This window comes from Pseudomonas sp. ZS1P83 (genome assembly GCF_054897825.1).
The window spans coordinates 3,028,086-3,053,096 of record NZ_CM142706.1; the positions used below are offsets into that span (position 1 = coordinate 3,028,086).

26 protein-coding genes are annotated in these 25,011 nt (G+C 59.2%); 17 read left to right on the forward strand and 9 right to left on the reverse strand.

Features of this window, described 5'->3' with window-relative positions; all coding sequences use genetic code 11:
* Positions 1–105: 105 nt before the first annotated feature.
* The 3 genes from ACYZT0_RS14435 (at position 106) to ACYZT0_RS14445 (ending at position 2,582) form a co-directional block, all read left to right on the forward strand.
* Positions 106–900, forward strand: a complete 795-nt coding sequence (locus ACYZT0_RS14435; protein WP_462046401.1) for a hypothetical protein — start codon at positions 106–108, stop codon at positions 898–900.
* Positions 901–958: 58 nt separating this feature from the next.
* The gene (gene yddG / locus ACYZT0_RS14440; RefSeq protein WP_462046402.1) at positions 959–1,870 is read left to right on the forward strand and encodes an aromatic amino acid exporter YddG; all 912 of its coding nucleotides are present in this window, start codon (positions 959–961) and stop codon (positions 1,868–1,870) included.
* A 124-nt stretch (positions 1,871–1,994) separates the two neighbouring features.
* Positions 1,995–2,582, forward strand: coding sequence for a DcrB/PsbP domain-containing protein (locus tag ACYZT0_RS14445; RefSeq protein WP_462046403.1), 588 nt, complete (start codon positions 1,995–1,997; stop codon positions 2,580–2,582).
* Between the two features lie 3 nt (positions 2,583–2,585).
* On the opposite strand, the gene ACYZT0_RS14450 is transcribed toward ACYZT0_RS14445, so the two are convergent.
* The 3 genes from ACYZT0_RS14450 to ACYZT0_RS14460 all read right to left on the reverse strand — a co-directional run bounded on the left by ACYZT0_RS14450 (position 2,586) and on the right by ACYZT0_RS14460 (position 5,410).
* Positions 2,586–3,302: an alpha/beta hydrolase gene (locus tag ACYZT0_RS14450; RefSeq protein WP_462046404.1), complete on the reverse strand. Its 717-nt coding sequence runs from the start codon at positions 3,300–3,302 to the stop codon at positions 2,586–2,588.
* 117 nt (positions 3,303–3,419) lie between these two features.
* On the reverse strand, positions 3,420–4,532 hold the full coding sequence (locus tag ACYZT0_RS14455) for a succinylglutamate desuccinylase/aspartoacylase family protein (RefSeq protein ID WP_462046405.1): 1,113 nt from the start codon (positions 4,530–4,532) through the stop codon (positions 3,420–3,422).
* Between the two features lie 98 nt (positions 4,533–4,630).
* Positions 4,631–5,410, reverse strand: a complete 780-nt coding sequence (locus ACYZT0_RS14460; RefSeq protein WP_462046406.1) for an ABC transporter substrate-binding protein — start codon at positions 5,408–5,410, stop codon at positions 4,631–4,633.
* A 249-nt stretch (positions 5,411–5,659) separates the two neighbouring features.
* Between ACYZT0_RS14460 and ACYZT0_RS14465 the strand changes: the two genes are divergently transcribed.
* Positions 5,660–6,301 (forward strand): type 1 glutamine amidotransferase, encoded by a 642-nt coding sequence (locus tag ACYZT0_RS14465; protein ID WP_462046407.1) that lies wholly within the window; start codon positions 5,660–5,662, stop codon positions 6,299–6,301.
* Here ACYZT0_RS14465 and ACYZT0_RS14470 read toward each other — a convergent pair whose 3' ends face one another.
* Complete coding sequence (locus ACYZT0_RS14470; protein WP_462046408.1) at positions 6,302–6,736, reverse strand: rhodanese-like domain-containing protein; 435 nt, start codon at positions 6,734–6,736, stop codon at positions 6,302–6,304.
* Positions 6,737–6,837: 101 nt separating this feature from the next.
* Between ACYZT0_RS14470 and ftrA the strand changes: the two genes are divergently transcribed.
* Positions 6,838–7,812 (forward strand): transcriptional regulator FtrA, encoded by a 975-nt coding sequence (gene ftrA / locus ACYZT0_RS14475; protein ID WP_462046409.1) that lies wholly within the window; start codon positions 6,838–6,840, stop codon positions 7,810–7,812.
* Between the two features lie 124 nt (positions 7,813–7,936).
* Here the strand turns inward: ftrA and cobF are convergent, their stop codons facing one another.
* Genes cobF through ACYZT0_RS14490 form a run of 3 tightly spaced genes read right to left on the reverse strand, consistent with a single transcriptional unit; the run spans position 7,937 to position 9,373 of the window.
* On the reverse strand, positions 7,937–8,692 hold the full coding sequence (gene cobF / locus ACYZT0_RS14480; protein WP_462046410.1) for a precorrin-6A synthase (deacetylating): 756 nt from the start codon (positions 8,690–8,692) through the stop codon (positions 7,937–7,939).
* Positions 8,692–9,264, reverse strand: coding sequence for a histidine phosphatase family protein (locus ACYZT0_RS14485; protein ID WP_462046577.1), 573 nt, complete (start codon positions 9,262–9,264; stop codon positions 8,692–8,694). The genes cobF and ACYZT0_RS14485 overlap by 1 nt, the downstream gene beginning before the upstream one ends.
* Positions 9,188–9,373 (reverse strand): hypothetical protein, encoded by a 186-nt coding sequence (locus tag ACYZT0_RS14490; RefSeq protein WP_462046666.1) that lies wholly within the window; start codon positions 9,371–9,373, stop codon positions 9,188–9,190. The genes ACYZT0_RS14485 and ACYZT0_RS14490 overlap by 77 nt, the downstream gene beginning before the upstream one ends.
* A gap of 230 nt (positions 9,374–9,603) precedes the next feature.
* On the opposite strand from ACYZT0_RS14490, the gene ACYZT0_RS14495 reads away from it, so the two are divergent.
* The 11 genes from ACYZT0_RS14495 to ACYZT0_RS14545 all read left to right on the forward strand — a co-directional run bounded on the left by ACYZT0_RS14495 (position 9,604) and on the right by ACYZT0_RS14545 (position 19,894).
* Positions 9,604–10,458 (forward strand): MurR/RpiR family transcriptional regulator, encoded by an 855-nt coding sequence (locus ACYZT0_RS14495; protein ID WP_462046411.1) that lies wholly within the window; start codon positions 9,604–9,606, stop codon positions 10,456–10,458.
* Between the two features lie 2 nt (positions 10,459–10,460).
* The gene (locus ACYZT0_RS14500; protein WP_462046412.1) at positions 10,461–11,105 is read left to right on the forward strand and encodes a cysteine hydrolase family protein; all 645 of its coding nucleotides are present in this window, start codon (positions 10,461–10,463) and stop codon (positions 11,103–11,105) included.
* Entirely contained in the window at positions 11,102–12,433 is a 1,332-nt protein-coding gene (locus ACYZT0_RS14505; protein WP_462046413.1) for a type I glutamate--ammonia ligase, read from the forward strand. Before ACYZT0_RS14500 ends, ACYZT0_RS14505 begins: the two co-directional genes overlap by 4 nt.
* Complete coding sequence (locus ACYZT0_RS14510; protein WP_462046414.1) at positions 12,417–13,169, forward strand: N-formylglutamate amidohydrolase; 753 nt, start codon at positions 12,417–12,419, stop codon at positions 13,167–13,169. Before ACYZT0_RS14505 ends, ACYZT0_RS14510 begins: the two co-directional genes overlap by 17 nt.
* A 56-nt stretch (positions 13,170–13,225) precedes the next feature.
* A complete protein-coding gene (locus ACYZT0_RS14515) occupies positions 13,226–14,575 on the forward strand; it encodes an APC family permease (protein ID WP_462046415.1) in 1,350 nt (449 codons plus the stop codon).
* A 119-nt stretch (positions 14,576–14,694) separates the two neighbouring features.
* A complete protein-coding gene (locus ACYZT0_RS14520) occupies positions 14,695–15,711 on the forward strand; it encodes an arginine N-succinyltransferase (protein WP_462046416.1) in 1,017 nt (338 codons plus the stop codon).
* Positions 15,712–15,772: 61 nt separating this feature from the next.
* The gene (astA, locus tag ACYZT0_RS14525; RefSeq protein ID WP_462046417.1) at positions 15,773–16,807 is read left to right on the forward strand and encodes an arginine N-succinyltransferase; all 1,035 of its coding nucleotides are present in this window, start codon (positions 15,773–15,775) and stop codon (positions 16,805–16,807) included.
* 380 nt (positions 16,808–17,187) lie between these two features.
* Positions 17,188–17,964 carry a hypothetical protein gene (locus ACYZT0_RS14530; RefSeq protein WP_462046418.1) on the forward strand — a complete coding sequence of 259 codons (777 nt, stop codon included), beginning with the start codon at positions 17,188–17,190 and terminating at the stop codon, positions 17,962–17,964.
* Positions 17,961–18,602 carry a transposase gene (locus ACYZT0_RS14535; RefSeq protein ID WP_462046419.1) on the forward strand — a complete coding sequence of 214 codons (642 nt, stop codon included), beginning with the start codon at positions 17,961–17,963 and terminating at the stop codon, positions 18,600–18,602. The genes ACYZT0_RS14530 and ACYZT0_RS14535 overlap by 4 nt, the downstream gene beginning before the upstream one ends.
* A 38-nt stretch (positions 18,603–18,640) precedes the next feature.
* On the forward strand, positions 18,641–18,817 hold the full coding sequence (locus ACYZT0_RS14540; RefSeq protein ID WP_462046420.1) for a hypothetical protein: 177 nt from the start codon (positions 18,641–18,643) through the stop codon (positions 18,815–18,817).
* Positions 18,818–19,024: 207 nt separating this feature from the next.
* Complete coding sequence (locus tag ACYZT0_RS14545; RefSeq protein ID WP_449645535.1) at positions 19,025–19,894, forward strand: isocitrate lyase/PEP mutase family protein; 870 nt, start codon at positions 19,025–19,027, stop codon at positions 19,892–19,894.
* Positions 19,895–20,883: 989 nt separating this feature from the next.
* On the opposite strand, the gene ACYZT0_RS14550 is transcribed toward ACYZT0_RS14545, so the two are convergent.
* On the reverse strand, positions 20,884–22,125 hold the full coding sequence (locus tag ACYZT0_RS14550; protein WP_462046421.1) for a M20/M25/M40 family metallo-hydrolase: 1,242 nt from the start codon (positions 22,123–22,125) through the stop codon (positions 20,884–20,886).
* 151 nt (positions 22,126–22,276) lie between these two features.
* Entirely contained in the window at positions 22,277–23,350 is a 1,074-nt protein-coding gene (locus tag ACYZT0_RS14555; protein WP_462046422.1) for a diguanylate cyclase, read from the reverse strand.
* A 193-nt stretch (positions 23,351–23,543) separates the two neighbouring features.
* On the opposite strand from ACYZT0_RS14555, the gene ACYZT0_RS14560 reads away from it, so the two are divergent.
* Positions 23,544–24,998 carry a flavin-containing monooxygenase gene (locus ACYZT0_RS14560; RefSeq protein ID WP_462046423.1) on the forward strand — a complete coding sequence of 485 codons (1,455 nt, stop codon included), beginning with the start codon at positions 23,544–23,546 and terminating at the stop codon, positions 24,996–24,998.
* Positions 24,999–25,011: the final 13 nt, after the last annotated feature.

A 25,011-nucleotide genomic window follows, 5' to 3' on the forward strand; every position in this document is an offset into this window, starting at 1 on the left:
CGCACCCAAGGGGCAGTAGCTTTGTATACAAAACTCAGCAATCCATAAAGCAAACCACCCTCCGCAATGCTAACGTTGCCGCTCATTCAGGTCGGAGGTGCTTGCGTGCTGATACTCAAACTGCTGGTCATCCCAGGATTTCTCTTGTTGATTTCCCTGGCCGGTAAACGCTGGGGACCGAGTGTCGCCGGGTGGTTGTCGGGGTTGCCGGTGGTGGTCGGGCCGATACTGTTCTTTCTCGCCATCGAACAGGGCCAGGTGTTCGCCGCTCAATCGGCGACGGCAGCGCTGTCTGCGATGTTCGCGATGATTGCCTTTTGCGTGACCTACGCTCAGGTTGCACAACGCGCGAGTTGGCCGTGGGCGCTGCTCATATCGCTGTTGGTCTGGGCTACGGCGGCCGGTGTGCTGTCGTTGACTCCGATGTCCCTGGTGTTCTCTGTGATCGCCGCCGCAACTGCCCTGCTGGCAGCGCCGTATCTGTTTCCCTCGGTACAGCCAATCCTTTCAGTCCCGGTGCCGAAGTCCGACAAACTGCTGTTGCGCATGATTGCCGGCGCCTTGCTCACCCTCGCGGTCACCTTGTTGGCCAGCACCGTCGGCGAACGCTGGAGCGGCCTGCTCGCCGTGTTCCCGGTGCTGGGCAGCGTGATGGCGGTGTTCTCCCAGCAAACCCGCGGTCCGGCGTTTACCGCTGCTTTGCTGCGGGCGACGGCGACCGGGATGTATTCGTTCGCCGCGTTTTGCCTGGTGTTGGCGCTGGCGTTGCCTGGCATGGGTCTGACCGCGTTCGCCCTTGGCGTCGCGGTGTCAGTGGGTATGCTCGGGGTGACCAAGCGCTTGCTGGCAAAACCGGTGAGCCTGGCGGCGGACGCTGGACGTACGGCAATCAAACGCTAAGCTGCTTGATGTCATCGGGTCAGGATGGTCGCCCGCTCATCGCGCTGAAGGAACAGACATGACTCAGCTCCGAAACAGCCACAGCGCTACGGCCGTCGGCGTGATTGCGATAGTGCTCTGGTCCTCCCTGGCGTTGCTGACCACCCTCACCGAAGGTATTCCACCGTTTGAACTGCTGACACTGGGTTTCGGCGCGGCGTTCGCGGCGAGCCTGGTGATTCTGGGCCGACGCGGAATCGCCGGGTTCAATAGCTGGCGCCAGCCCTGGGCCGTTTGGGCGACCGGGTTCGTCGGAATTTTCGTTTATCACGCGTTGTACTTTTTCGCGCTCAAAACTGCGCCTGCGGCCGAAGCCAGCCTGATCAATTACCTTTGGCCGCTGTTGCTGGTGTTGCTGTCGGCGTTTTCGGCCGGAGAAAAGCTGCACAAACGGCAATTGCTCGGTGCACTGCTGGGCCTGGCCGGCACGGCTTTCATCATGCAGCAGCGCGCCCCGAATGCTGATACCGCGATGCCCATCGCCGGTTATCTCGCGGCGTTTGGCTGTGCGCTGATCTGGTCGGTTTATTCGGTGATCAACCGCCGGTTCAGCGAAGTACCCAGCAGCATCATTGGCGGAATCTGCGGCCTGGTCGCCGTGGCCGGACTGGTCTGTCACCTGGCCTTCGAAACCACGGTACAGCCCGACTTCAACCAATGGACCGCAATTGTCGTCCTCGGTCTGGGGCCGGTCGGACTGGCGTTTTTTGCCTGGGACCACGCCACCAAACACGGCAGTCTGGCGACGCTGGGGGCGCTTTCCTACCTCGCGCCGCTGATTTCCACGTTGTTGCTGATCACCGTCGGGCGCAGCCATGCCAGCCCGATTCTAATCGTCCCTGCACTGCTGATTATCGCCGGTGCGGCCATCGCCACCTCGCGATCAACCTCTAAAGTGCCGACAACACGTTCGATAATTTCGAATGAGTAAAGCAAAAAGCGTGTACGTCAATCGAACGGGTTTCGCCCACCATCAGCCTCATGTGAGGGCTGCTACAAAGTGAATTCCATGGGATGATCGACCTCAAAGCGCGACCATCCCCTGGAGTTTCTGAATGTCATTGTTGAGTAAAAAAGCCGTTGTCCTGTTGCTGACGGCGGTTGCCAGTCTGGGAGTGCTGAATGCGCAGGCCGCCAAGGCCACTGCCAACGATACCGCGCCAGCACAGAAAGTCTCGATGCTCGGCGGCAAGTTCAAGTTCACCCTGCCCAAAGGCTTCGTTACCAACCCGTTGCCCGCCGGCGACGCGGCCACCGGTACCGCCGGGGCAACGGGCACCATGTACACCAATCAGGCCACCAAAACCGTCGTGATCGCGGCTGAAAACACCATCCCCGGCGGCCTCAACGTCAAAGACAACGACGGTCAGTTCCTCGATTCGGCGGCGTCCGACTTCGCCACTGAACAAGCCAAGGCGCTGCCGGACTTCACCAAGCTCAGCGAAAAAAGCCTGACCCAGAAAGGCACCGGCCTGGGCCTGCGCCAGATCGACAGTACCGCCACCCAGGGCGGCGGCAAAACCCTCGACACCACAGTGATGGCTGCGTCCAACACGCGCATGGCGATCGTTCAGGTTATTTCCCGCCTCAGCGACAATGCTGGCCACGAGACGCTGGTCAAACAGATCGTCACCGGCAAGTAAGAATCAGGGATTGAGCCGCTGCAACCAGGCGCTCAAATTCTGCATTTCGGCAGCACTGATGCTGTGACCGACGCCAGGGTAGGCATGAAATTCAGGCTTGAGTGACAGGCTCTGCAACAGGCTGTCGGCGTCCGTGCCGTCATTGTAGGGAAGACGTTTGTCCGCCGTGCCATGTCCAATAAAAATCGCCAGCTTCTGGCGGTTTTCATCCGGTTTCAGTTCGGACTGGAGCACCGGCAAAATTCGCCCGCTCAACGCTGCGATCCCGCCCACCGCCTTGGGATGACGCAGCGCCACCTCGTAGGACATGATCGCGCCCTGGCTGAAACCCACCAGGAAAACCTTGTTCGGTTCGGTATGATATTTCTTCGCCGCTTGTGCGACGAAATCCAGCAACACCTGGCCGCTGGACTTCAGATCATCCGTCTCACCGTTGTAGGCGCCCTGGCCTTTCTGGCGAAACCACTGGTAGCTGCCCTCTTCCATCGTCATAGGTGCCCGCACGGACAGGAAGTTGTATTGCGCGGGTAACTCATCCTTGATGCCGAACAGATCCTCCTCGTTACTGCCGTAACCGTGGAGAAAAATCACCAAAGGCTGATTGCGCGATTCGGGGTCGGCCTGCTCCAGGTACTTGAGCGGCAGATCGGTTTGCAGCGGGGTTTGAGCGTGGACGGCGGCGGACGCTAGGAGTGTCAGCAGAACGAAAAACTTCAACATAAACCTTCCTTCACACGTGCAGGATTCGGGGCAGAGCCTAACATCTCTTTTCGGATACGCCGCCCCAACGATCGTTCCCACACTCTGGTGGGAACGATCGGGCGACAACGAAAATTCTCAGTCGTTGATTAGCTTTCCGACACGAATCGGCTCACGCCCCGCCACCTTCGCCTGCCAGGTGCCCGGCTGGGTGTAGCGCCCGCGATCAATTGCAAACAATACGCCACCGGTCCCGGCGCAGACGGTGGTGACCCGGTCGCTCAGTGGGTCAACCACTTCAAACAGGGCATCGCCCTTCTCCACCCACTCACCCGAATCGCGCAGGAAACTGACAACCCCGTGATGCGGCGCGAACAGGTATTGGGTGCCTTCGAACGGCATGCCTTCACAGCATTCGCTTGGTGCCGCAGGCCAAGTGCCTTTGATGAAACCCTGCTCGGCGAGGAACCCGAGAATCGCCTCGCAATTGGCTTGAGCCTGATCGACCCGCGTATCACCCAGGCTGCCTAACTCCAGCGTCGTCGCCAGGTTGGCCGGCGGGATCGCGGCCTCAGGGAAAGCCCTTGCCAGGCGTAACCACGGCGATGAACACGACTCATCGAATGAGCTGCCGCCGGAGTCTTCGCAGAGCAATGCAACCCCAGCCTTCAAACGCGCCGCCAGGGATTGCCACTGCGGCCAGTGTTGCGGCAAGGCATAAAGATGAATCGCCGCGTCGAAATCACAATGCAGATCGAGGGTGATGTCGGCATCGCAGGCGTGGCGCAGCAGCAAGCGGTGCATGGCTTCAAGCTGCGAGACTGGTGCCGGCAAGCCATCGAGTACTTGGCCCATGGTCTGGCGAATCAGCGCGATGTTGGCAGCCGCATCGCTGCCCAACTGATCGCCGATCAACTCGGCAACCGGTGTGCTGAGTTCAACGAAGGAGCGGTTGAAATTCTTGCCACTGCCCAGCTCGAAGCGGCCCATGTGGCTGCCTTGCAGGTGCTGATCGAGGCCAATGGGATTGGCCACCGGGACCAGTTCAATCACGCCCTGCAACTGGCCTTGGGTGTCGAGTTCGGTCAGGCGCTTCTTCAGCTCCCACGCCGTGCGCATGCCCGGCAGTTCATCAGCGTGCAGGCTGGCCTGAATATAGACCTTGCGAGTGCCCGCGCCATACCGAAACACGCTGAGGGTGCGCTCGGTGCCCAGGTGACTCCAGGGCAGTGAATGGTCGATGCGTTGCATGGCGTGCTCCTGTATTCGTGATCTGCGCAGAATAAATCATGAAGACATAAAAAAAGTGGCACCCGCGTCAACGGTTGCCACTTGTTTGATCCGCGTGATTACTGGCCGTAAACGTCAAAGTCAAAATACTTATCTTGCACTTGCTTGTACTTGCCGTTGGCGCGGATTTCAGTGATGGCGGTGTTGAATTTGTCCGCCAGCTCTTTATCACCCTTGCGCACAGCGATACCGGCACCGCCGCCGAAGTACTTGGCGTCTTCGTAGGTCGGGCCTACAAAAGCAAAGCCCTTGCCCGCGTCGGTTTTCAGGAAACCGTCATCCAGGTTGACCGAGTCGGCCAGTATCGCGTCGAGACGACCGGCGACCATGTCCAGGTTGGCTTCCTGCTGGGAGCCGTAGCGAACCAGATTGATACCGGCCGGCACCAGCACTTCAGTGGCGAAGCGATCGTGAGTACTGGCGCGCAGCACACCGACTTTCTTGCCTTTGAGTTCGGTCAGTGGGTCCTTGATGTCGGTGCCTGCCTTCATCACGAAACGCGCCGGGGTGTGGTAGTACTTGATGGTGAAATCGACGTTCTTTTTGCGATCGTCAGTGATGGTCATGGACGACAGAATCGCGTCAATTTTCTTGACCTTCAGAGCCGGGATCAGGCCGTCGAACTCTTGCTCGACCCAGGTGCACTTCACTTTCATCTGCTCGCACAGCGCGTCGCCGATGTCCACGTCGAAACCAGTGAGTTTGCCGTCAGGGGTTTTCATCGAGAATGGCGGGTAACCGGCTTCGATACCGAGGCGGATCGGCTTGGCGTCTTCGGCCACAGCCGTCAGGGACAACATCGACAGTGCCAAGGCACCGAACATCACTAGCTTCTTCATTTATAACTCCTGTATGCGAAGGCTTTTATTGGCAGCTTTCGGTAGGCTGCGTCCGGTTGGAGAGCACCGAAGTGGCCGGCAGTCTAGAGCGGCTTCAGGAGGGCAAATTGTGTTTAAGCGACAAATTCTTATAGAAAAGTGGCCGACGGATTCGAGTTCCTCGAAGCGTGCGCCAAGCCGGTGCAAAGACTGTAGGACAAGCCCTTTTTTCAGACAAAAACCACACGCAAAAACTACAAGAGAGCCCTGATGCCAACATTGAATCTGATCCAGCACCACCCCGCCGAAGGTCCTGGCTCCATTGCCGACTGGGCCAAGTGCCGAGGACTGACGCTGAACGTCTTTCGCGCTGACCTCGGCCAGTTGCCGCCAGTCAGTGCAGCACCCGTGATCCTGTTGGGCGGGCCTTATGAGTCCAACGCCGGGCCGGCCTGGCTGGAAGCTGAACGCCAGTGGTTAGCGGGCAGCCTGGATCAAGGCGCGGCGGTGTTCGCGATTTGTCTGGGGGCGCAGCTGCTGGCGCTGAGTCTGGACGGTAATGTGCGGCGGATGGACCGCACCGAAACCGGATGGACGTCTGTGACCTTTATCAATGGCCAGACGTTGCAGGTGCTGGAATGGCACGAAGACGCGATCGACTTGCCGCCCCACGCGCAGTTGCTGGCCAGCAGTGATCAGTGCGAGCAGCAGATGTATTGCGTCGGGCCGACGCGGGTGGGTTTGCAGTTTCATCCAGAGTGGAATGCTGAATCAGTGGCGACGCTCAATGCGCATTTTTCCGACGAGTCACCGCTGCCCCGAGGTCAACAGGAAAGCGCCGCCTACGCAACCGTGTTCGAGTGGTTGCAGGCGACGCTGGATGGGTGGTGGGAGGCGCAGGTTACAACCTGATCAACACTCGCATCCGATCACAGCATTCACTGACCGTTGAACCGCAGTACTCAACTCAAACCCTTCATCCAGCCACCCGGTCACTCCGCCGATCATTTCCTTGACCGGGTAACCCTGCGCCGCCAGTTTCACCGCCGCCTTATTGGCGCCGTTGCAGTGGGGTCCGGCGCAATAAACCACGAACAAGCTGGTTTTCGGGTAAGCCGCCAGACCTTCAGCGGTCAGCAGTCGCCCCGGAATATTGATCGCTCCCGGCACATGCCCACGCTCGAATGCGAGCGGGCCGCGCACATCCACCAGGACAAAATCCACCTCGCCGGCCTGTTGGCTGCCATTGACGTCGGAACAATCGGTTTCGAAGGTCAGACGGTTGCTGAAATGCATCAGGGCGATGGCCGATGGGGCGGCGGGAATCTCGCGGACCAGGCTGGTCATGGGCAGTACTCCAAAGTCTCGGTGGGTGTGAGAAGACTTTATCCGCCCGACGCTTGCGACTACAGTGGCGAACAAGACACTCACCGGGAACTTTCCGCCAAATGCAGCCCACCCCTGGATTGGTCGCGATTCTGGCCTACGACGGCCTCTGTACGTTCGAGTTCGGCATCGCCGTGGAGATCTTCGGCCTGGCACGTCCGGAGTTCGACTTCCCTTGGTACGAGCATCGGATCGCCGCTGTCGATCGGGGCCCGATGCGCGCCATGGGCGGTATTCAGGTGCTGGCCGATGGCGGCATGGAACTGCTCGAGGACGCCCGGACCATCATCATTCCCGGCTGGCGTGATCGCAGCGCCCCGGTGCCTGAGGCATTGATCGCGGCCCTGCGCCAGGCCCATGCACGGGGCGCGCGGCTGCTGTCGATCTGTTCGGGGGTGTTCGTGCTGGCGGCCACCGGGTTGCTGGACGGTCGCGGCGCCACGACGCACTGGCGTTACACCGCTGAGTTGGCCGAGCGTTTTCCGAACATTCTGGTGGACCCGGACGTTCTTTATGTCGATTCAGGTCAGTTGATCACTTCGGCCGGCAGCGCTGCTGGTATCGATGCCTGCCTGCACTTGGTGGCGCGGGACTTCGGTACGCAGGTGGCCAACTCGGTGGCGCGGCGGCTGGTGATGTCGCCGCAACGCACCGGGGGCCAGGCGCAGTTTATTCCGACGCCGGTCAGTCCTACGCCTCGTAGCGATTTGTCCCGCGTCATGCAGTGGGCGCGGGAGCGTTTACATGAACCGCTGGAGGTTCGCGAGCTGGCAAGTGAGGCAGCCATGAGTGAACGGACGTTTCTGCGCCGATTCACTGAAGCCACTGGCATGCCGCCTAAAGCCTGGTTGCAGCATGAGCGTCTGGGCCGGGCCCGCGAGTTGCTTGAGTGCACGAATCAGAACACCGACCAGATTGCCCAACGCTGTGGGTATCGCTCGGTGGAGAGTTTTCGGGTGGCGTTTCGTAGCGTGGTCGGGGTGCCGCCATCGGTGTATCGGGAGCGGTTTGGACGTGAGGTTAAAGCAATAATTTGAGGTGTGTTTGAGGGCCCCTTCGCGGGCAAGTCGGATCGCCGCACCGCTCGCTCCTACGGGTACGGCGGTGTTCTTGTAGGAGCGAGGCTTGCCCGCGAAGGCGTCAGCCCGGACACTGCTTATCTCAAGGCTTACGCAACAAATAGGTATCCATAATCCACCCATTGGCCAACCGCGCCGCCTTGCGCACCCGTTCGATCTCATCCGCCACCTCCTTGAGCTTGCCGCTGATCAGGATTTCATCCGGCGTCCCGAGGTAGGCCCCCCAGTAAATCTCTGTCTCCTGATCCACCACTTGATGGTAGGAATCCTCCGCATCCAGCATCACCACCAGGCTGTCGGCATCGCTCACCTGCCCCGCCGCCAGCCGCCGGCCGGTGGTGATTTCAATCGAGCGGCCAATGCGGTTCAGTGGCACCTTATGCTGCGCCGCCAGCGCCTGGACACTGGTGATGCCGGGGATCACTTCGAACTCGAAGACGCACCGGCCCGAGACCAGAATCGCCTGCAAGATCCGGACAGTGCTGTCGTACAGCGCCGGATCGCCCCACACTAGAAAACCGGCGCACTGGTCGTCATTCATTTCCTCGTTGATCAGCCGTTCGAAGGTCTGCTGCTTGGCCAGATTCAAGTCTTCCACGCTGGCCTTGTAGTCCACATCACCACGCTCGCGCTCCGGGCTGTGGGCTTCGACAAAGCGGTAGTCGCCATCGGTGATGTAGCGCTCGCAGATCTCGCGGCGCAGGTCGATCAGTTTGTCTTTGCTCTGGCCCTTGTCCATGAGGAAAAACACATCGACGAGGTTCAGCGCTTTCACGGCTTGCATCGTGATGTAATCGGGGTTGCCGGCACCGATGCCGATGACCAGAAGTTTTTTCATCAACGTGTTCCCTCAGGGTCAGTGCCCAGCAAGCGTAGGCGCCAGCGGCCGTTGAACCGCAACTCGATGGTCGACAGCGGTTCGACGTCGATCAGGTTGAACGAAGCGCCTTGCAGCACGTGCGTCAGGGCGGCGCGAATGACAAACGGATGGGTGACAGCAACGATGTGCCCCTGTATGGCCTCCAGAGTTTTCAGCCAGGCGGCCACCCGCTCAGCGAGTTGCGCCACCGACTCGCCACCGTGGGGTGCCGAATTCGGGTCATCGAGCCAGACCTGCAGGGTTTCGGCTGCGGATTTTTGCAGATCGTCGATCCGCGCGCCTTTCCAGTTCCCGAAATCGCAATCCCTCAGTGCGCAGACAATCTCCACGTCGCTGCCGAACAGCTCGGCGGTTTGCCGGGTTCTCAGTTCAGGTCCACACACCAGTCGTGGCGTCCCTTTGAACTGAGCACAACGAGATCCCCTTGCCGATTGCCAATCCATTTCCAGCGGCTCATTCGTAGGAAAACGCGCCAATTTCTGTGCGACGGTTCGAGCGTGGCACATCAGGGTTAAACGGGTTGCCTGCACCAAGGATCACTCTGTCGATGGGATGGAATGCGGAATCACGCCGCGACAATTGCGCAATTGTGCCGCAAGAAGCGCGATCCAGGGCGTTTCGTTTGATCCAGTCATACACGTTCGAAAACTCATCTCACCTGAAAAATCGGCGATATCCGACACCACTATGGGCAATGGCCTACAAGCTCAGTCGACATCCATGTAGCTCAAGGCCCACGTGTTTTTCGCCCCAATTTGGGGCTTTAAAAAACCATGGAAAAATTCACTAGACATGTTGAGTCCGCTACATAAATACTGTTTTAGCAATTTGTGAAACAAAACCGACACATCCATCCAGCAGGAGCCCGGATGCCTTCTCTCAGAGACCTGATCACCGATCCCGGCCTGGAACTTACGCCGTCGGAACGCAAAGTCATCCGTGCCTTGCTGGACCAGTACCCGCGCAACGGACTGGGCCCGATGTCACGGTTGGCCGAACATGCTGGTGTCAGCGATCCCACCATCGTGCGGCTGGTGAAAAAACTGGGCTTTAGCGGTTACGCCGATTTCCAGGATGCCCTGCTCAGCGACATGGACCACCGCCTCCGTTCCCCCAGCGCCCTGTTGCAGCCTCGTTCTCATCTTCAGAAAGGCGACGCCTGGAGCCATTATCTGGCGGACAGCCATCGAGCGCTGGTGGACACCCATGCCCTGACCCAACCCGAAGATATACGGATTCTGGTGGAGTGGCTGCTCGACACCCGCCATCAGGTGCATTGCTTCGGTGGGCGCTTCAGCAGTTTCCTCGCCAATTATTTGCTCAACCACCTGCGCCTGCTGCGTCCGGGCTGTTTCGCCTTGGAAGACAACGCGCAACTGCCAGACCGATTGTTCGACGTGCAGCGTCAGGACGTAGTGCTGGTGTTCGACTATCGCCGCTACCAATCACAGGCCCTGCGCGTGGCCAATGCGGCGAAAAGTCGATATGCACGCATGGTGTTGTTCACTGACATCTATGCTTCACCGCTGCGGGAAATGGCCGACCTGATTATCAGTGCGCCGGTGGAATCGGTGTCGGCCTTCGACTCCATGGTCCCGGCGCTGGCTCAGGTCGAGGCGCTGATTGCCTGCCTGACCCTGCGCAGTCCTGATCTGGCCGATCGCCTGGAAGGCATCGACGCCCTGCGGACCGACTTCGACACTCACCTGCTGGAGGAAAAATAAGGATGTTCACGCTCCCCCACCACTCGCCTCGGGATTTGCCGTTCGTCACTGATCACACCGCGCTGTTGCTGGTGGACATGCAATGCGCCTGGCTTGAGCCGCAGTTCGACCCGCACCTCAACGGGCCGGACGCCGAGTACTTCCTGACCCGCACCCACATGCAGGTGGTGCCCAATCAACGCCGGCTGCTCAGCGCCTTTCGCAGCGCCAGGCAAAACGTGCTGCACACCCTCATCGAAAGCCTCACCGCTGATGGCCGCGACCGCTCGCTGGACCACAAACTCTCGGACATGCACTTGCCCAAGGGCAGCCCGCAAGCGCGGATCATCGACGACCTGACCCCGGTAGAAAACGAAATCGTGCTGCCCAAGACCTCGTCCGGGGTCTTCAACTCCACCAACATCGACTACGTGCTGCGCAACCTCGGGACGCGGCACCTGATCATCGCCGGCATCGTCACCGACCAGTGCGTGGACATGGCCGTGCGTGATGCCGCCGACCGCGGTTACCTCGTGACGCTGGTGGACGATGCCTGCGCGACTTACACAGCCGAGCGTCATCAGGCCTGCCTGAATGCAATCAAGGGTTACTGCTGGATCACCGACACCCAGACCGTGCTCGGCCGGTTGCAGGAGATGCAGCCATGAGCGAGCGCCTGTTGCCACTGCCCATGACTACCCTCGTCACCACCGACCTGATTGGCGTGACACGCGGTCGCTCCTTTCCCACGGACGAACTCGAGCACTATCAAAGGGCGGGTTGCGGCTGGGTGCCGGCCAACAGTGCCCTGACCCCGCAAGACATTATCGCCTCCACCAACCCGTGGGGCGCTTATGGGGACTTGCGGCTGATGCCCGATCTGGTCAGCCGAGTGACGGTCAATAACGGCCCCGATCCCGACGCCCCGGCGCTGGATTTTATTCACAGCGACATTCGCGAAACCGATGGCCGCCCGTGGGGTGCTTGCCCGCGTACGCTGTTGCGCAACGAGGTAGAGCGTTATCGCGCCGAGTTGGGTTTGCAGGTCAATGCTGCGTTCGAGCATGAATTCAACGTGAACGCCGGCGAAGTTGAACACCTGGCGTTTTCTCTGCAAGCCCAGCGTCAGGGTGCGGAGTTTGGCGGTTGGTTGCTCAGCGCCTTGCGCGCCGGTGGCGTCGAACCGGAAATGTTCCTGCCCGAGTATGGCAAGCATCAATACGAAATCACCTGTCGCCCGACCCTTGGGGTGGCCGCTGCCGACCGCGCGGTGAACGTTCGTGAAATCACCCGCGAGGTCGCCCGGCAAATGGGCCTGGATTTGAGCTTCGCGCCCAAGACCTCGGAGCAGGCGGTGTGCAACGGCGTGCACCTGCACGTCAGCCTGCTGGACCTGGCCGGCCAACCGGTGATGTACGACGCTGGCACCACCAATGGCTTGTCGACCCTCGGCCAGCACTGGGCCGCTGGCATCCTGCATTACCTGCCAGCGCTGTGTGCATTTACTGCGCCGACGCCGGTGTCCTACGCGCGTTTGCAGCCCCATCACTGGAGCGCGTCCTACGCTTGCCTCGGGCAACGCAACCGCGAAGCGGCGCTGCGAATCTGCCCGACGACGAGCCTGGGCGGAAAATCGGTGGCGACGCAATTCAACCTGGAATTTCGCGCCATGGACGCCACGTCCTCGCCACACCTGGCCATGGCCGCGCTGCTGATTGCCGGTCGGTTGGGCATCGAGCAACGCCTGGCCTTGAACGCCATCACCGATGAAGTCCCCGACTCCCTGAACGAAGAACAACGCCAGGCGCGCGGCATCGTCGCCCTGCCCGCTTCCCTTGCCCAGGCCCTGGATTGCCTGCGCAACAGCGAGGCACTGATCGAAGCCCTGCCGAGCGCGTTGCTGGACACCTACTTCGCCCTTAAAACCGAGGAACTGACGCTGACGGAACGGCTGTCGCCCGCCGAACGCTGTGAGCACTATGCGCGCCTGTACTGAATCTGCTGAGCTCGGTCTTTACACCGAGCCCGCGTACACCCTGAGCCGGGAAGACTCCGGGCACCCGTTGATTCTGGTGTGCGAGCACGCCAGTCGTTTTATTCCGGCCGGGTTAAATGACCTGGGCCTGAGTCACGAGGCGGCCCGCGAGCACATCGCCTGGGACATCGGTGCCCTGGCGCTGGCCGAGGGTTTGTCCCAGGCACTGGGCGCAACGCTGTTGGCGGCCAACTATTCGCGACTGTTGGTCGACCTCAACCGACCGCGCCACGCCCCGGACAGCATTCCGGCGCAGAGCGAGATTTATCAGGTACCGGGCAATCGGGATCTGGACGAAGCCACCCGCGAGTACCGTCGGCAATCCTTGTTCGAGCCATTTCATGCTCGACTGCACACCTTGATTGACCAACGTATCGCTCAAGGCCGGCCAGTACGGGTGGTGGGCATTCACAGTTTCACGCCGGCCTATCACGGCCAGCCTCGCGTGCTGGAAGTTGGCGTGCTGTACAGAGAGGCCAAGGCGTATGCCCAGCGATTGATCGATGGTTTGAGCCAGCATCCACTCAAGGTTGCCGGTAATGAGCCGTACAAAATCAACCCGCTGGGTGACATGACCGTGCCGGTCCACGGCGATGCACGAGGCCTGGAGTCGGTGTTGATCGAGGTGCGCAACGACCTGCTGCGCACGCCTGAAGACGTCAGTCGCTGGACCGAATACCTGGCGCCGCTGTTGTAAAGGAATCGCTTCAAACTCGCAGCTTGCAGCTGCATTCATCCCAGGAGAATGGCTTCATGGAATTAGAAGAACTCGGATACAAGCAAGAATTGAAACGCAGCCTGTCGCTGACCGACCTGGTGGTGTACGGGATGATCTTCATGATCCCCATCGCACCGTTTGGTGTTTATGGCTACGTCAACGCCGAGGCACCGGGGCTGGTACCGCTGGCCTACATCATCGGCATGGTGGCGATGCTCTTCACTGCCCTGAGTTACGGCAGCATGGCTCGGGCCTTTCCGATTGCTGGCTCGGTTTACTCCTACGCCCAGCGCGGCCTGAACCAGCACATAGGGTTTATCGCCGGTTGGCTGATGCTCCTCGATTACTTGCTGATTCCGCCGCTGCTGTATGTGTACGCGGCCATGGCGCTGAATCATTTGTACCCGGACATTCCGAAAGTCGGTTTCATCCTGGCCTTCCTGGTCAGCGCGACCTTCGTCAATCTGCGGGGCATCACTTTCACCGCGCGAATGAACATCATCTTTCTGCTGGCGCAGCTGGTGGTGCTGGGAATCTTCCTGTTCTACGCCTGGAACGCGCTGCACAGCGGCGGCGGTAACGGTCAGCTGACACTGGCGCCGTTGTACAACCCCGAGACGTTCAACTTCGCCCTGCTGATGCAAGCAGTGTCGATTGCGGTGCTGTCGTTCCTCGGGTTCGATGCGATTTCCACCCTCGCCGAAGAGGTCAAGGGTGACCCGGGCCGCAGTGTCGGTAAGGCCGCGCTGATAACGCTGGTGGTCATGGGCGTGATCTTCGTCGTGCAGACCTGGATTGCGACGGATCTGGCGGCCGGCATGGGTTTCAAATCAGCTGACACGGCGTTTTATGAAATCGCTGAAATCGCGGCCGGCAGCTGGCTCGCCACCCTGACCGCCGTGGCTACGGCCCTGGCCTGGGGCGTTGCGGTGGCAATCACCTCTCAAGCGGCGGTGTCTCGTCTGCTGTTCGGCATGGCCCGAGACGGCAAGCTGCCCAAAGTACTGGCCAAGGTTCACCCCAACCACAACACGCCGTACGTGAGCATCTATCTGGTGGCCGTGCTGTCGCTGGTGATCTGCTACCTGTTCATCAACTCGGTGGACACCCTCACCTCGCTGGTGAACTTCGGCGCACTGAGCGGTTTCATGTTGCTGCACCTGACGGTCATCAACTACTACTGGCGTCGGCAGAAATCCGGACAGGTGATCCGTCACCTGATCTGCCCGGTGATCGGCTTCATCATCGTCGCGGCCATCATGTACAACATGGGCGTCGATGCACAGAAACTCGGCCTGATCTGGATTGCCCTGGGCCTGGTCTACCTGTTTGTACTCAACAAATTGGGCACCGGCACGGTACTGCCCGACCCGAGCAACGGCTGACAAGAAAAAGAGCGGCGTCTGACAAAAATTCAGGCGACCGCCGATATATCGCGTGGAAACCGACAGTGATAGTCAGGTTCGGTGCTAACCGCCGAACCCTTTGATACAGGAGTGCATCCATGCTGGTCTTACGCCCAGTCGAGTTAACCGACCTGCCCCAGTTGCAACAACTGGCGCGCGACAGTCTGGTAGGCGTCACGTCCTTGCCGGACGACACCGAATGCCTGCGCGAGAAGATTCTCGACTCCTGTGCCTCATTCGAAAAAGACGTTGAGGGTCAGGGTCCGGAGAATTATTTCTTCGTGCTGGAAGATCTCACCCGAGAGTGTTTGGTGGGCTGCTCGGAGATCCTTGCCACCGCCGGTTTCAGCGAGCCGTTCTACAGCCTGCGCAACCGGCATTTCACCAGCGCCTCGCGGGAGCTGAACATCGAGCACGGCGTGCCGGCGCTGTCGTTGTGTCACGACCTCAGTGGCCATACCTTGCTGCGGGGTTTTCATATTGACGCGGCATTGGTGCGAACGCGGTTCTCTGAACTGCTGTCCCGGGCGCGGCTATTGTTCATCGCCGCGCACTCGCGGCGCTTTGCCGAAGCCGTCATCACCGAGATCGTCGGCTTCAGCAGCGATGAAGGGCAATCGCCGTTCTGGGATGCGGTGGGCAAGCATTTCTTCGACCTGCCCTACGCCGAGGCCGAGCGGCTTTGCGGTCTGGAGAGCCGAACCTTTCTCGCCGAACTGATGCCGCAATACCCTATCTACGTGCCGATGCTGTCGCAGGCTGCGCAGGACTGCATCGGCCGTATCCACCCCGATGGCCAGGAAGCCTTCGATATCCTCGAGCGCGAAGGGTTCGAGACCAACAGCTACATTGACCTGTTCGACGGTGGTCCGACGCTGTATGCGCGCACCCCCGGTATCCGCTCTATTGCCCAGAGTCAGACTGGCACGGCTCGGTTGGATTCGTCCATCGACGCACGCGGCAGCTTTCTGGTCAGCAACGATTCGCTGAAGGACTATCGCGCCATCGTCGCCGATCTGGATTACCAGACCGGGCAACCTGTGGGATTGAGCGCCGAGATGTGCGCCGCCCTGAACGTGACCGAAGGCAGCCCGATCCGGCTGATCGCCCTGTGAGCATCACCCGGCCCCGTGCCCAACGACAGCGCCCGAGCAGGCGTGCAGAAGGAGTTGCATCATGATTGTCCGCCCGGTTCACGTCACCGACCTGCCCGCCTTGCTGAACCTGGTGCATCAGGCAGGCCCCGGCTTCACGACCCTGCCGGCCAACGAAGAACGCCTGACCCACCGGATACGTTGGGCGCAACGAACCTTCGCCGAACAGGTCGAACGCGCCGATGCCGATTACCTCTTCGTGCTCGAAGACGACGATCAGCAACTGGTGGGCGTCAGTGCCCTGGCGGGCGCCGTGGGCCTGCGCGAGCCCTGGTACAACTACCGGGTCGGGCTCACGGTCAGTTCGTCACCGGACCTGGGTATTCGACGGCAGATTCCGACGCTGTTCCTGAACAATGAAATGACCGGCCAATCGGAGATTTGCTCGCTGTTTCTGCGACCCGATCAACGCCAGGGTAGTAACGGTCGATTGCTGTCGTTGGGACGTTTGTTGTTTGTTGCCGAGTTTCAGCACCTGTTCGGCGACAAACTCATCGCCGAACTGCGTGGCAGCGCCGACGAACAAGGCTGTTCACCGTTCTGGGACAGCCTGGGCCGGCACTTCTTCAAGATGGAATTCAGCCACGCCGATCACTTGTCGGGGCTGGGCAGCAAGTCGTTCATCGCTGAACTGATGCCACGCCAACCGCTCTACACCTGCCTGCTCACCGAACAGGCTCAGGCCGTGATCGGCAAGGCGCACCCGAACACCGAACCGGCCTTGAAAATCCTCACCGCCGAAGGCTTTGCCCATAAGGGTTACATCGACATCTTTGACGCCGGCCCCGTGATCGAAGCCCCTGTCTCGACTATCCGTACCGTGCGCGACAGCCAACAGCTGGTGCTGGCCATCGGCACACCCGACGAGCAGGCCCCGGTGTGGATGATCCACAACCGTCGCCTGGAAAACTGCCGCATCACCGCAGCGCAGGCCAGACAGGTGGGTAACAGCCTGATCGTCGACCGCCTCACCGCCAAACGCCTGCAACTGCAACCCGGCAACTCGGTACGCGCCGTGCCGTTGCTCAATCAGCAGCAGCAGGCGGCGGCGGCGTGATTCACTCCAGTTTGAAACGGGTCGAGCCAGTATAGGTTCAACTACGATCACCGTAGTCTGAAGCGTCTCTCTCGAACTACCGCTAATGGCCAGCCACTGCGCAAGCGGTGCACGGAGCTGCAATCTGATTTCTCCGAAAAAATATCCGCTGACAACTAACAACATTAACTAACAACTACCAAATTGCCTTTACCAAACGCCCCCTCCATACTCCAAAACATCAACCGATCATACGAAACGAATTAACCATACAACCCGCAGAAAGAACCAATGCCGCATTTTATATTTCTCATATGATCAACACTGAAACCCGAATTCTTTTTTTACGTACCCCGACTAATAGTTGCCCAACCTCAAAAAATAAAAAAGCAGAGCCTTTCATGATCGAGACACTTTTAAACGCCGACTTATCGCCAGACCGACTTTTAACCACTCTCAAAACCTTCGACATCACCTCCGACATTAATAAACTGGTCAGCAAGGTGCGCGAAGACACCGCACGCACCCATGCCGTTTCTCAAACTGCTGCGATCATGAAGTTAACGAACATTCATACCGGAACATTGCTGCTGCACTGCAACGAAAGTGGGAACATCAGCCTCAAGACACCTGACAGCGCATCCGCATCACAGTTGCTCTACACCGTTCCAGGGAACAGTATTTTGTTCGCCATCAACGATCAATCATTTCCCGTTCAGCTGTATACGGTACAGGATAACCACCTGACACTCGGGAAGCAGATCATTGTCGACGCTGACAACCCATTGTTCATTGACGGCTCAAAGGTCCTGTTCGACAGCAATCCGATGGGCACCGGGCATGCGGCATTTATCGGCAGCATCAACCTGCCAGACAGCAGTGCAGACATTGGTGTATTTGATCGCACCTCATTGCGCAAAATCGCCTGGTTCCCTCATGACGACAGCGCCGCCCGTTACTTGGTGAGCCTTGAGTTACTTGAAGCCGCACAAGATCCCGAGGCCGGAAAAGTGGCCGAAGAACTGGTTTATCACTACCACCCTGCCGTTGCGTGGAAAGCGTTTCAGTTGATTCAGCAAACCGATCCGCAGGCCGCACTGCATTACGTGCCGCTGTTGAGAAAACTGCAAAACAGTCGCCTGAACCATTTACTCGACGAGCAAAGTGAGGCGGCATGAAACTGGAGGCGTTTATTGGGCGTATGGCAACTTACGACCTTGAGCGAGACAAGCCAAAAATCATAGAGGATTTGCGTCAACTGGCTACAAATCGAACGTTGCTGAGCGAGCACCTTTACACCACTATTCAGCGAGAAGGGTTTAGTACTAGCAACAGCCTCTACAGTTCATATGCTTTTGTACTGTCCTACAATGATATGTTTACAGTTCGCCTGGGCTTCTGGTCTCCGGTCACGTCACAAGATGAAAGTGAAACGTTCATCTATGACCTGAACCACACTCACGACTTTGAAATCTATGCTGTGGGTTATAGCGGCGATGGGTACACAACTGTCACACGAAAGATACTTGACAATACACCAATACAAACCGGTGCCAGACCAGCACTCAGTGAAGAGCGCGTACTTAAACTAGCACCCGGAGAGGTTCTGCACATGCTCCCACTAAAGGAAATACATAAACAACTTCCACCCAGAACAATGTCCGCATCGTTGAGTTTGCTTATTCACCCACAACGGCCGGATATCACCGAAGAAGCTTGGTGCTTCGACGAAAACTATGTACCGACTTACCCCGGTATTGCTATGCAGGAAACAGCATTCTTTGAAAGCACGCTGTCACTGCTACAAGGCGAGTAGCTATTGCTGCTTCACTAATCTTAAAAAGGAAAATCATCATGAACAAACCAATGAACAACTGGAACGAAGCTCCTCTTCTGCGCGCTGGAACCAACGTAATCAACACGCCGATCAAGACAACGTCGGTAGAACTATGCCTTAACTTCATACCTCGTTATAACGTGGGTAATATCCACGAGATCAAGAAAATCTGGGGCGTGCCGGCCCAAAGCTGAAATCGCTCTCTTTAAGCGCACTACCAAGGCTGCAGACTGACAAGGTTTGCAGCCTTTTTTTCACCAAGAGGTATCACTCAGCAATCAACTGCAGGCTTCTGCAAATTCGTCATCATCCTTCCCTCGCCCGCGTGCTAGCCTTTTGTTCCTTCGGCGTTGACACTTTTGCTCAAGCCCTTCCATTCCCATTGCAGTGGTGGAACTCATATGTCCAGGCTTTCTCATCAAGATTTACGCCGTAACTTTCGCGAGCTGTTCGCTTCCAACGCCTGCTATCACACGGCGTCGGTCTTCGACCCGATGTCGGCCCGTATTGCTGCTGACCTGGGTTTCGAAGTGGGGATCCTGGGCGGTTCGGTCGCGTCGTTGCAGGTACTGGGCGCCCCCGACTTTGCCTTGATCACCCTCAGCGAATTCGCTGAGCAGGCCACCCGCATCGGCCGTGTTGCCCAATTGCCGGTCATCGCCGACGCCGACCACGGCTATGGCAACGCACTCAACGTCATGCGTACCATCGTCGAACTCGAACGCGCCGGTGTGGCGGCCCTGACCATCGAAGACACGCTGCTGCCGGCCCAGTTCGGCCGCAAGTCCACCGACCTGATCGGGGTGGCGGAAGGCGTCGGCAAGATTCGTGCGGCGCTGGAAGCCCGGGTCGACTCGGAGATGGCGATCATTGCCCGCACGAACGCGGGGATTTTGCCGATCCAGGAAATCATCAGCCGCACAAAGCACTACCAGCAGGCCGGTGCGGATGGGATTTGCATGGTGGGTGTGCAGGACTTTGACCAACTGGAACAGATCGCCGAGCACCTGAGCGTGCCGCTGATGCTGGTCACCTACGGCAATCCACTGTTGCGTGACGATAAACGCCTGGCCGAACTGGGCGTGCGGGTCACTATCGATGGTCACGGCGCCTACTTCGCCGCGATCAAGGCCACTTACGACAGCCTGCGGGAACAACGGCAGATCTTTACTCAGGCGTCGGACCTGAGCGCTACCGAGTTGACCCACACCTATACGCAGCCTGAGGAATACATCCGCTGGGCGGAAGAGTTTATGAGTGTTAAGGAGTAATGACGGCGAGAGTGTTTTGCCTGTTGATCGTTCCCACGCTCTGCGTGGTAACGCCTCAACGGACGCTCCGCGTTCGGCTTCGGATGGGACGCGGAGCGTCCCGGGCTGCACGCGGGAGCGTGGGAACGATCAGCGATGAGATCAGGGCTTGGCCAACTCCATAATCATCCGCGACAACATATAAATCCGCGGCGCCACGCGCTCAACTTCCGCATATTCCTCCGGCGTATTGATCGTTCCCACGCTCTGCGTGGTAACGCCTCAACGGACGCTCCGCGTTCGGCTTCGGATGGGACGCGGAGCGTCCCGGGCTGCATTCCCACGCGGGAGCGTGGGAACGATCAGCGATGAGATCAGGGCTTGGCCAACTCCATAATCATCCGCGACAACATACAAATCCGCGGCGCCACGCGCTCAACTTCCGCATATTCCTCCGGCGTATTGATCGTTCCCACGCTCTGCGTGGTAACGCCTCAACGGACGCTCCGCGTTCGGCTTCGGATGGGACGCGGAGCGTCCCGGGCTGCATTCCCACGCGGGAGCGTGGGAACGATCAGCGATGAGATCAGGGCTTGGCCAACTCCATAATCATCCCCGACAACATACAAATCCGCGGCGCCACGCGCTCAACTTCCGCATATTCCTCCGGCGTATTGATCGTTCCCACGCTCTGCGTGGTAACGCCTCAACGGACGCTCCGCGTTCGGCTTCGGATGGGACGCGGAGCGTCCCGGGCTGCATTCCCACGCGGGAGCGTAGGAACGATCAGCGGTGAGATCAGGGCTTGGCCAACTCCATAATCATCCTCGACAACATATAAATCCGCGGCGCCACGCGCTCAACTTCCGCATATTCCTCCAGCGTATTGATCGTTCCCACGCTCTGCGTGGTAACGCCTCAACGGACGCTCCGCGTTCGGCTTCGGATGGGACGCGGAGCGTCCAGGGCTGCATTCCCACGCGGGAGCGTGGGAAAGATCAGCGGTGAGATTAGTGCTTGGCCAACTCCATAATCATCCTCGACAACAAATAAATCCGCGGCGTCACACTCTCAACCTCCGCATATTCCTCCGGCGTATGAATGTTGCCGCCGACAATCCCGAACCCATCCAGCGTCGGCGTACCCACACCCGCGGACAAACTCGCATCCGCCGCCCCACCACTGCCTTCTTCCGTCAACTTACGGCCAATCTCCCCGTAAATCCCCTGAGCCATGGCCATCAACCGATCCGATTCCGGCGTCTGCGGCATCGGCGGCAATCCGCGTTGAAGTGTGGTGGTGACTTCCGTCTCGGGAATCAGCTTGTCTTTCGAAACCCGCGCCAGATCCTTCTCGATCCGGTCAAACTCCTCCGGCACCGCCGCCCGCACATCGGCCTTGGCAGTGGCTTGATCCGGAATAACGTTGGTTCGGTCGCCGGCCTTGAGCACGGTGAAGTTGATCGTGGTTTTCTTCTCCGCGTCGCCCAGTTTGCCGAGCTGCAAAATCTGGTGCGCCGCTTCCATGGCGGCGTTGCGTCCCAGCTCTGGCGCGACCCCGGCATGAGCCGCCTTGCCCTTGACCTCGACCACTGCAGTGGCACTGCCTTTGCGCCACACTACCAGGCCATCCGCCGGGCGACCGGGTTCGAGGTTGAGGGTGACGTCATGGGCCTTGGCGGTTTTCTTGATCAGGTCGGTGGCGATGTCCGAGCCGGTTTCTTCGCTGGCGTCGAGCAGGAAGGTGATTTGCGCGTAGTCCTTGAAGTCGAGGTTTTTCAGGACTTTCAGCGCATAGATCCCGGCAACGATGCCGCCCTTGTCGTCCATCACGCCCGGCCCGTAGGCGCGACCGTCCTTGATGTGGAACGGACGCTCGGCGGCCGAACCTTCCTTGAAGACGGTGTCCATGTGCGCCATCAGCAGGATTTTCGCCTTGCCCGTGCCTTTCAGGGTCGCGATTACGTGGCTGCTTTTGTCCGGCGCATTGGGCACCAGTTCGATGGTCGCGCCGAGTTTTTTCAACTCGTCGATGGCGATGTCGCGCACTTGGGTCAGGCCGGGCTCATAGCCTGAACCGGAGTCGACGTTCACCAACCGCTCGAGTAACTTCAGGGCTTCCCCCTTGTACTGTTCGGAATCGGCGAGGACTTGCTTGTGCGGTTCGGCGAGGGCTGCGGGAGCAAAAGCGCCGAGGGCGAGGGTAAGGCCGAGGCTGGTGGCCAGCAGGGAGCGCAGGAGATTGAACGTCATGAATCAGTCCTTGTTTCGTGTCGGGGGTGAAAAACACCCTACCTGACTACGGCGCAAGGCTCTAGATCGTATACGACACTTGCAACGCGAAGAACGGACGCAGAGCGTCCATGGCTGCATTCTCGCGCAGGAGCGTGGGAACGATCACAGTTCACACCGAATCAAGTAATTCGTGATGCGGTATGCCATCGCCGCAGCAGATGACGCGGTTACGACCGGTGGCTTTGGCTTCGTAGAGCGCCTGGTCGGCGTCGTTGAGCCACAGGGTCGCGTCGGTGTGGGTCGGGTTGAAGGCGGCAAGGCCAATGCTCAGGCTGACTTTCAGCGTCGGGCTCTGTTCGTAGCCCAAGGTGGCGAAGCGATCACGCAGGGCATCCATGGCGGCCGCAGCGCTCGTGAGAGGAAGGTCCGGGAGGATCACGCAGAACTCGTCGCCACCGTAGCGCCCGGCAACATCCGCCGCGCGCAGGTTCTGCTTGAGCATTTTGCTCAACTGACGCAGGACGATGTCCCCGGCAACGTGGCCGTACGTGTCGTTGATGGTTTTGAAATGGTCGATGTCGATCAGCGCAATTGCCCCGCCCTGCTGCTGACGTTTGCAACGCTGAAATTCGACTTCCAGTTGATCCTTCCAGGCGCCGTGGTTCAGCAGGCCGGTGAGGCTGTCGGTGCGGCTCAGGGCTAGCAACTCACGCTTTTGTCGGCCGAGGGTGTGGGCCTGGCGAAAGCAGATCCAGCCCAATGCCAGCGGATACAAACACATCAAGGGTAGACAGGCATACAGCTGCATTTGGCTGGTTTGCGGGATGAATGCGGGGGCGAAAATCAGCAGTCCGACACCTATCCCGAGAATCTGCGCCACGGTTCCCGCCAACAGGAAACGCAATCCGCCAATGGCCACGTTGTTCATCGCCATCATGGACAGGGTCGTCGCGCTGGGCAGCGGATTGAACTGCATGGCAGCGACCCAAAAGCCGCCGAGAAAGGCGTCCACCAGCAGGTTGCGGTGTTCAGCGTGATAAGGCACTTGCGCGCGGCGCGCCCATTGATAAGCCAGGTGCGGCCAGAGTGCGGCGTTGAGCAGCATCGCCACCCAGACCCACGGTGCCGGGTTGAGTGGATACATCGCCGCGCTCACGAGCAACAGCCCCAAAGCTAATCCCAGGATTCGCGATGTATAAAGCCTCCTGGCCAGTGAAAGTCCTTTTCCTCCCGTTTTTCCCATAGGAGCCTCTGCGCCACAGAACGGAACCTGAAAACACTAGGGTTTCAAGTGTGGTGAGAGTCTATCAGGGTAACGTCAAATAGCCATCACCGGCTGGCGGTCTGAATACCCAGGCATAGCCATGAGGCGAGCGCCCAATGTTTGGCTATACATGAAAGGAGGGTTCGATCAATAACGATAAAAAAGGAGGCCCATGCAGACCTTTCAAGTGTTGATCATCGGCAGCGGTTTTGGCGGCCAGTGCGCGGCGATCAATTTGCTCAAGGCAGGCATCAGTGATTTCCGCCTGCTGGAACGGCGGGACTTTTTCGGCGGCACCTGGTGCCAAAACACCTACCCCGGTGCGGCGGTCGACGTGCCCTCGCCACTCTATTCCCTGTCCTTCGCACCCTACCGCTGGACGCAAATGTACGCCGAACAGGCCGAACTGCACCACTACACCCAGTACGTGGTAGAACACTTCGGCCTGCGAGACAAGGTGGAACTGCAGGCCAATGTCGAACGCATCGAATGGGACGATGACGGCAAACGCTGGGCGGTGCACACCAGCAGCAAAGGCACGTTTTACGCACAGTTCCTGATCAACGCCACCGGGCCGCTGAGCCAACCCGTGATCCCGCACTTCGACGGCCAGGAGCGGTTTCAGGGCAAGACCTTTCACACCAACAACTGGGACCACGCCTACGATTACCGGCAAAAACGCGTGGCCATCGTTGGCAGCGGCGCCAGCGCGGCCCAGGTGATTCCGACGATTGCCCCGGACGTCGAGCATCTGCATGTGTTCCAGCGCACGCCCCACTGGGTATTGCCTCGGGCCGACCGCGCCTTTGGGCCTTTCCAGCGTTGGTTGCTGGGGCTCAAACCGGCCTACAAACTGTTGCGCTGGATGATCTACTGGCAGTTCGAAACCCGGGTGATTGCCTTCAAATACTCGCGGCCGGCAATCCGTTTGGTTCAGCAACACGCCCTGCGCGTTCTCAAACGGCAAGTGCCCGATCCGGAACTGAGGCGCAAACTGACGCCGGATTACGCCATCGGCTGCAAACGGATAATCATCTCAAGCACCCTGTACCCGGCACTCGGTCGCAGTAACGTGACGCTACACAGCCGCGAGCAAGGCATCGCCTCCCTCGACGAAACCGGGATTTTCACCCAGGACGGCCAACACATCGACCTGGACCTGATCGTCTGGTCAACCGGCTACGACGCCACCGACGGGGTGATTTCCTACCCGGTCACCGGAAAAAACGGCAAGCAACTCAGCGATTTCTGGGCCCTGTATCCGCGGGCCTATCTCGGCACCAGCCTGCCGGACTTTCCCAACCTGTTCATCGTCACCGGCCCCAACACGGGCATCGGCCACACCTCGGCGCTGTTCATCATCGAGTCCCAGATGAATTACATACTCGATTGCATCCGCACATTAAAAGAACACGGTTTGCGCAGCATCGAAGTACGCCCCGAAGCAGAACGTACCTACACTGAAATGATCCACCGGGAGATGGAACGCACCGTATGGAAGTCCGGGGGCTGCCACAGTTGGTATCAAAGCAAGAGCGGTCATGTGATTGCGATGTTTCCAGGGTTCAGTTTCAGTTATCACCGGTTGACCAAGGCGCTGAAACCCGCCGATCACATTCTGTCCTGATCACGTAAAAGGA

Coding starts and splice junctions, on each gene's coding strand:
- ACYZT0_RS14500 (WP_462046412.1), top strand. CDS start 10,461: ATGTTCACGCTCCCCCACCACTCGCCTCGGGATTTGCCGTTCGTCACT.
- ACYZT0_RS14520 (WP_462046416.1), top strand. CDS start 14,695: ATGCTGGTCTTACGCCCAGTCGAGTTAACCGACCTGCCCCAGTTGCAA.
- ACYZT0_RS14515 (WP_462046415.1), top strand. CDS start 13,226: ATGGAATTAGAAGAACTCGGATACAAGCAAGAATTGAAACGCAGCCTG.
- ACYZT0_RS14550 (WP_462046421.1), bottom strand. CDS start 22,125: ATGACGTTCAATCTCCTGCGCTCCCTGCTGGCCACCAGCCTCGGCCTT.
- ACYZT0_RS14465 (WP_462046407.1), top strand. CDS start 5,660: ATGCCAACATTGAATCTGATCCAGCACCACCCCGCCGAAGGTCCTGGC.
- yddG (WP_462046402.1), top strand. CDS start 959: ATGACTCAGCTCCGAAACAGCCACAGCGCTACGGCCGTCGGCGTGATT.
- ACYZT0_RS14470 (WP_462046408.1), bottom strand. CDS start 6,736: ATGACCAGCCTGGTCCGCGAGATTCCCGCCGCCCCATCGGCCATCGCC.
- ACYZT0_RS14495 (WP_462046411.1), top strand. CDS start 9,604: ATGCCTTCTCTCAGAGACCTGATCACCGATCCCGGCCTGGAACTTACG.
- ACYZT0_RS14455 (WP_462046405.1), bottom strand. CDS start 4,532: ATGCAACGCATCGACCATTCACTGCCCTGGAGTCACCTGGGCACCGAG.
- ACYZT0_RS14460 (WP_462046406.1), bottom strand. CDS start 5,410: ATGAAGAAGCTAGTGATGTTCGGTGCCTTGGCACTGTCGATGTTGTCC.
- ACYZT0_RS14505 (WP_462046413.1), top strand. CDS start 11,102: ATGAGCGAGCGCCTGTTGCCACTGCCCATGACTACCCTCGTCACCACC.
- ACYZT0_RS14545 (WP_449645535.1), top strand. CDS start 19,025: ATGTCCAGGCTTTCTCATCAAGATTTACGCCGTAACTTTCGCGAGCTG.
- ACYZT0_RS14560 (WP_462046423.1), top strand. CDS start 23,544: ATGCAGACCTTTCAAGTGTTGATCATCGGCAGCGGTTTTGGCGGCCAG.
- cobF (WP_462046410.1), bottom strand. CDS start 8,692: ATGAAAAAACTTCTGGTCATCGGCATCGGTGCCGGCAACCCCGATTAC.
- ACYZT0_RS14540 (WP_462046420.1), top strand. CDS start 18,641: ATGAACAAACCAATGAACAACTGGAACGAAGCTCCTCTTCTGCGCGCT.
- astA (WP_462046417.1), top strand. CDS start 15,773: ATGATTGTCCGCCCGGTTCACGTCACCGACCTGCCCGCCTTGCTGAAC.
- ACYZT0_RS14535 (WP_462046419.1), top strand. CDS start 17,961: ATGAAACTGGAGGCGTTTATTGGGCGTATGGCAACTTACGACCTTGAG.
- ftrA (WP_462046409.1), top strand. CDS start 6,838: ATGCAGCCCACCCCTGGATTGGTCGCGATTCTGGCCTACGACGGCCTC.
- ACYZT0_RS14530 (WP_462046418.1), top strand. CDS start 17,188: ATGATCGAGACACTTTTAAACGCCGACTTATCGCCAGACCGACTTTTA.
- ACYZT0_RS14445 (WP_462046403.1), top strand. CDS start 1,995: ATGTCATTGTTGAGTAAAAAAGCCGTTGTCCTGTTGCTGACGGCGGTT.
- ACYZT0_RS14450 (WP_462046404.1), bottom strand. CDS start 3,302: ATGTTGAAGTTTTTCGTTCTGCTGACACTCCTAGCGTCCGCCGCCGTC.
- ACYZT0_RS14510 (WP_462046414.1), top strand. CDS start 12,417: ATGCGCGCCTGTACTGAATCTGCTGAGCTCGGTCTTTACACCGAGCCC.
- ACYZT0_RS14555 (WP_462046422.1), bottom strand. CDS start 23,350: ATGGGAAAAACGGGAGGAAAAGGACTTTCACTGGCCAGGAGGCTTTAT.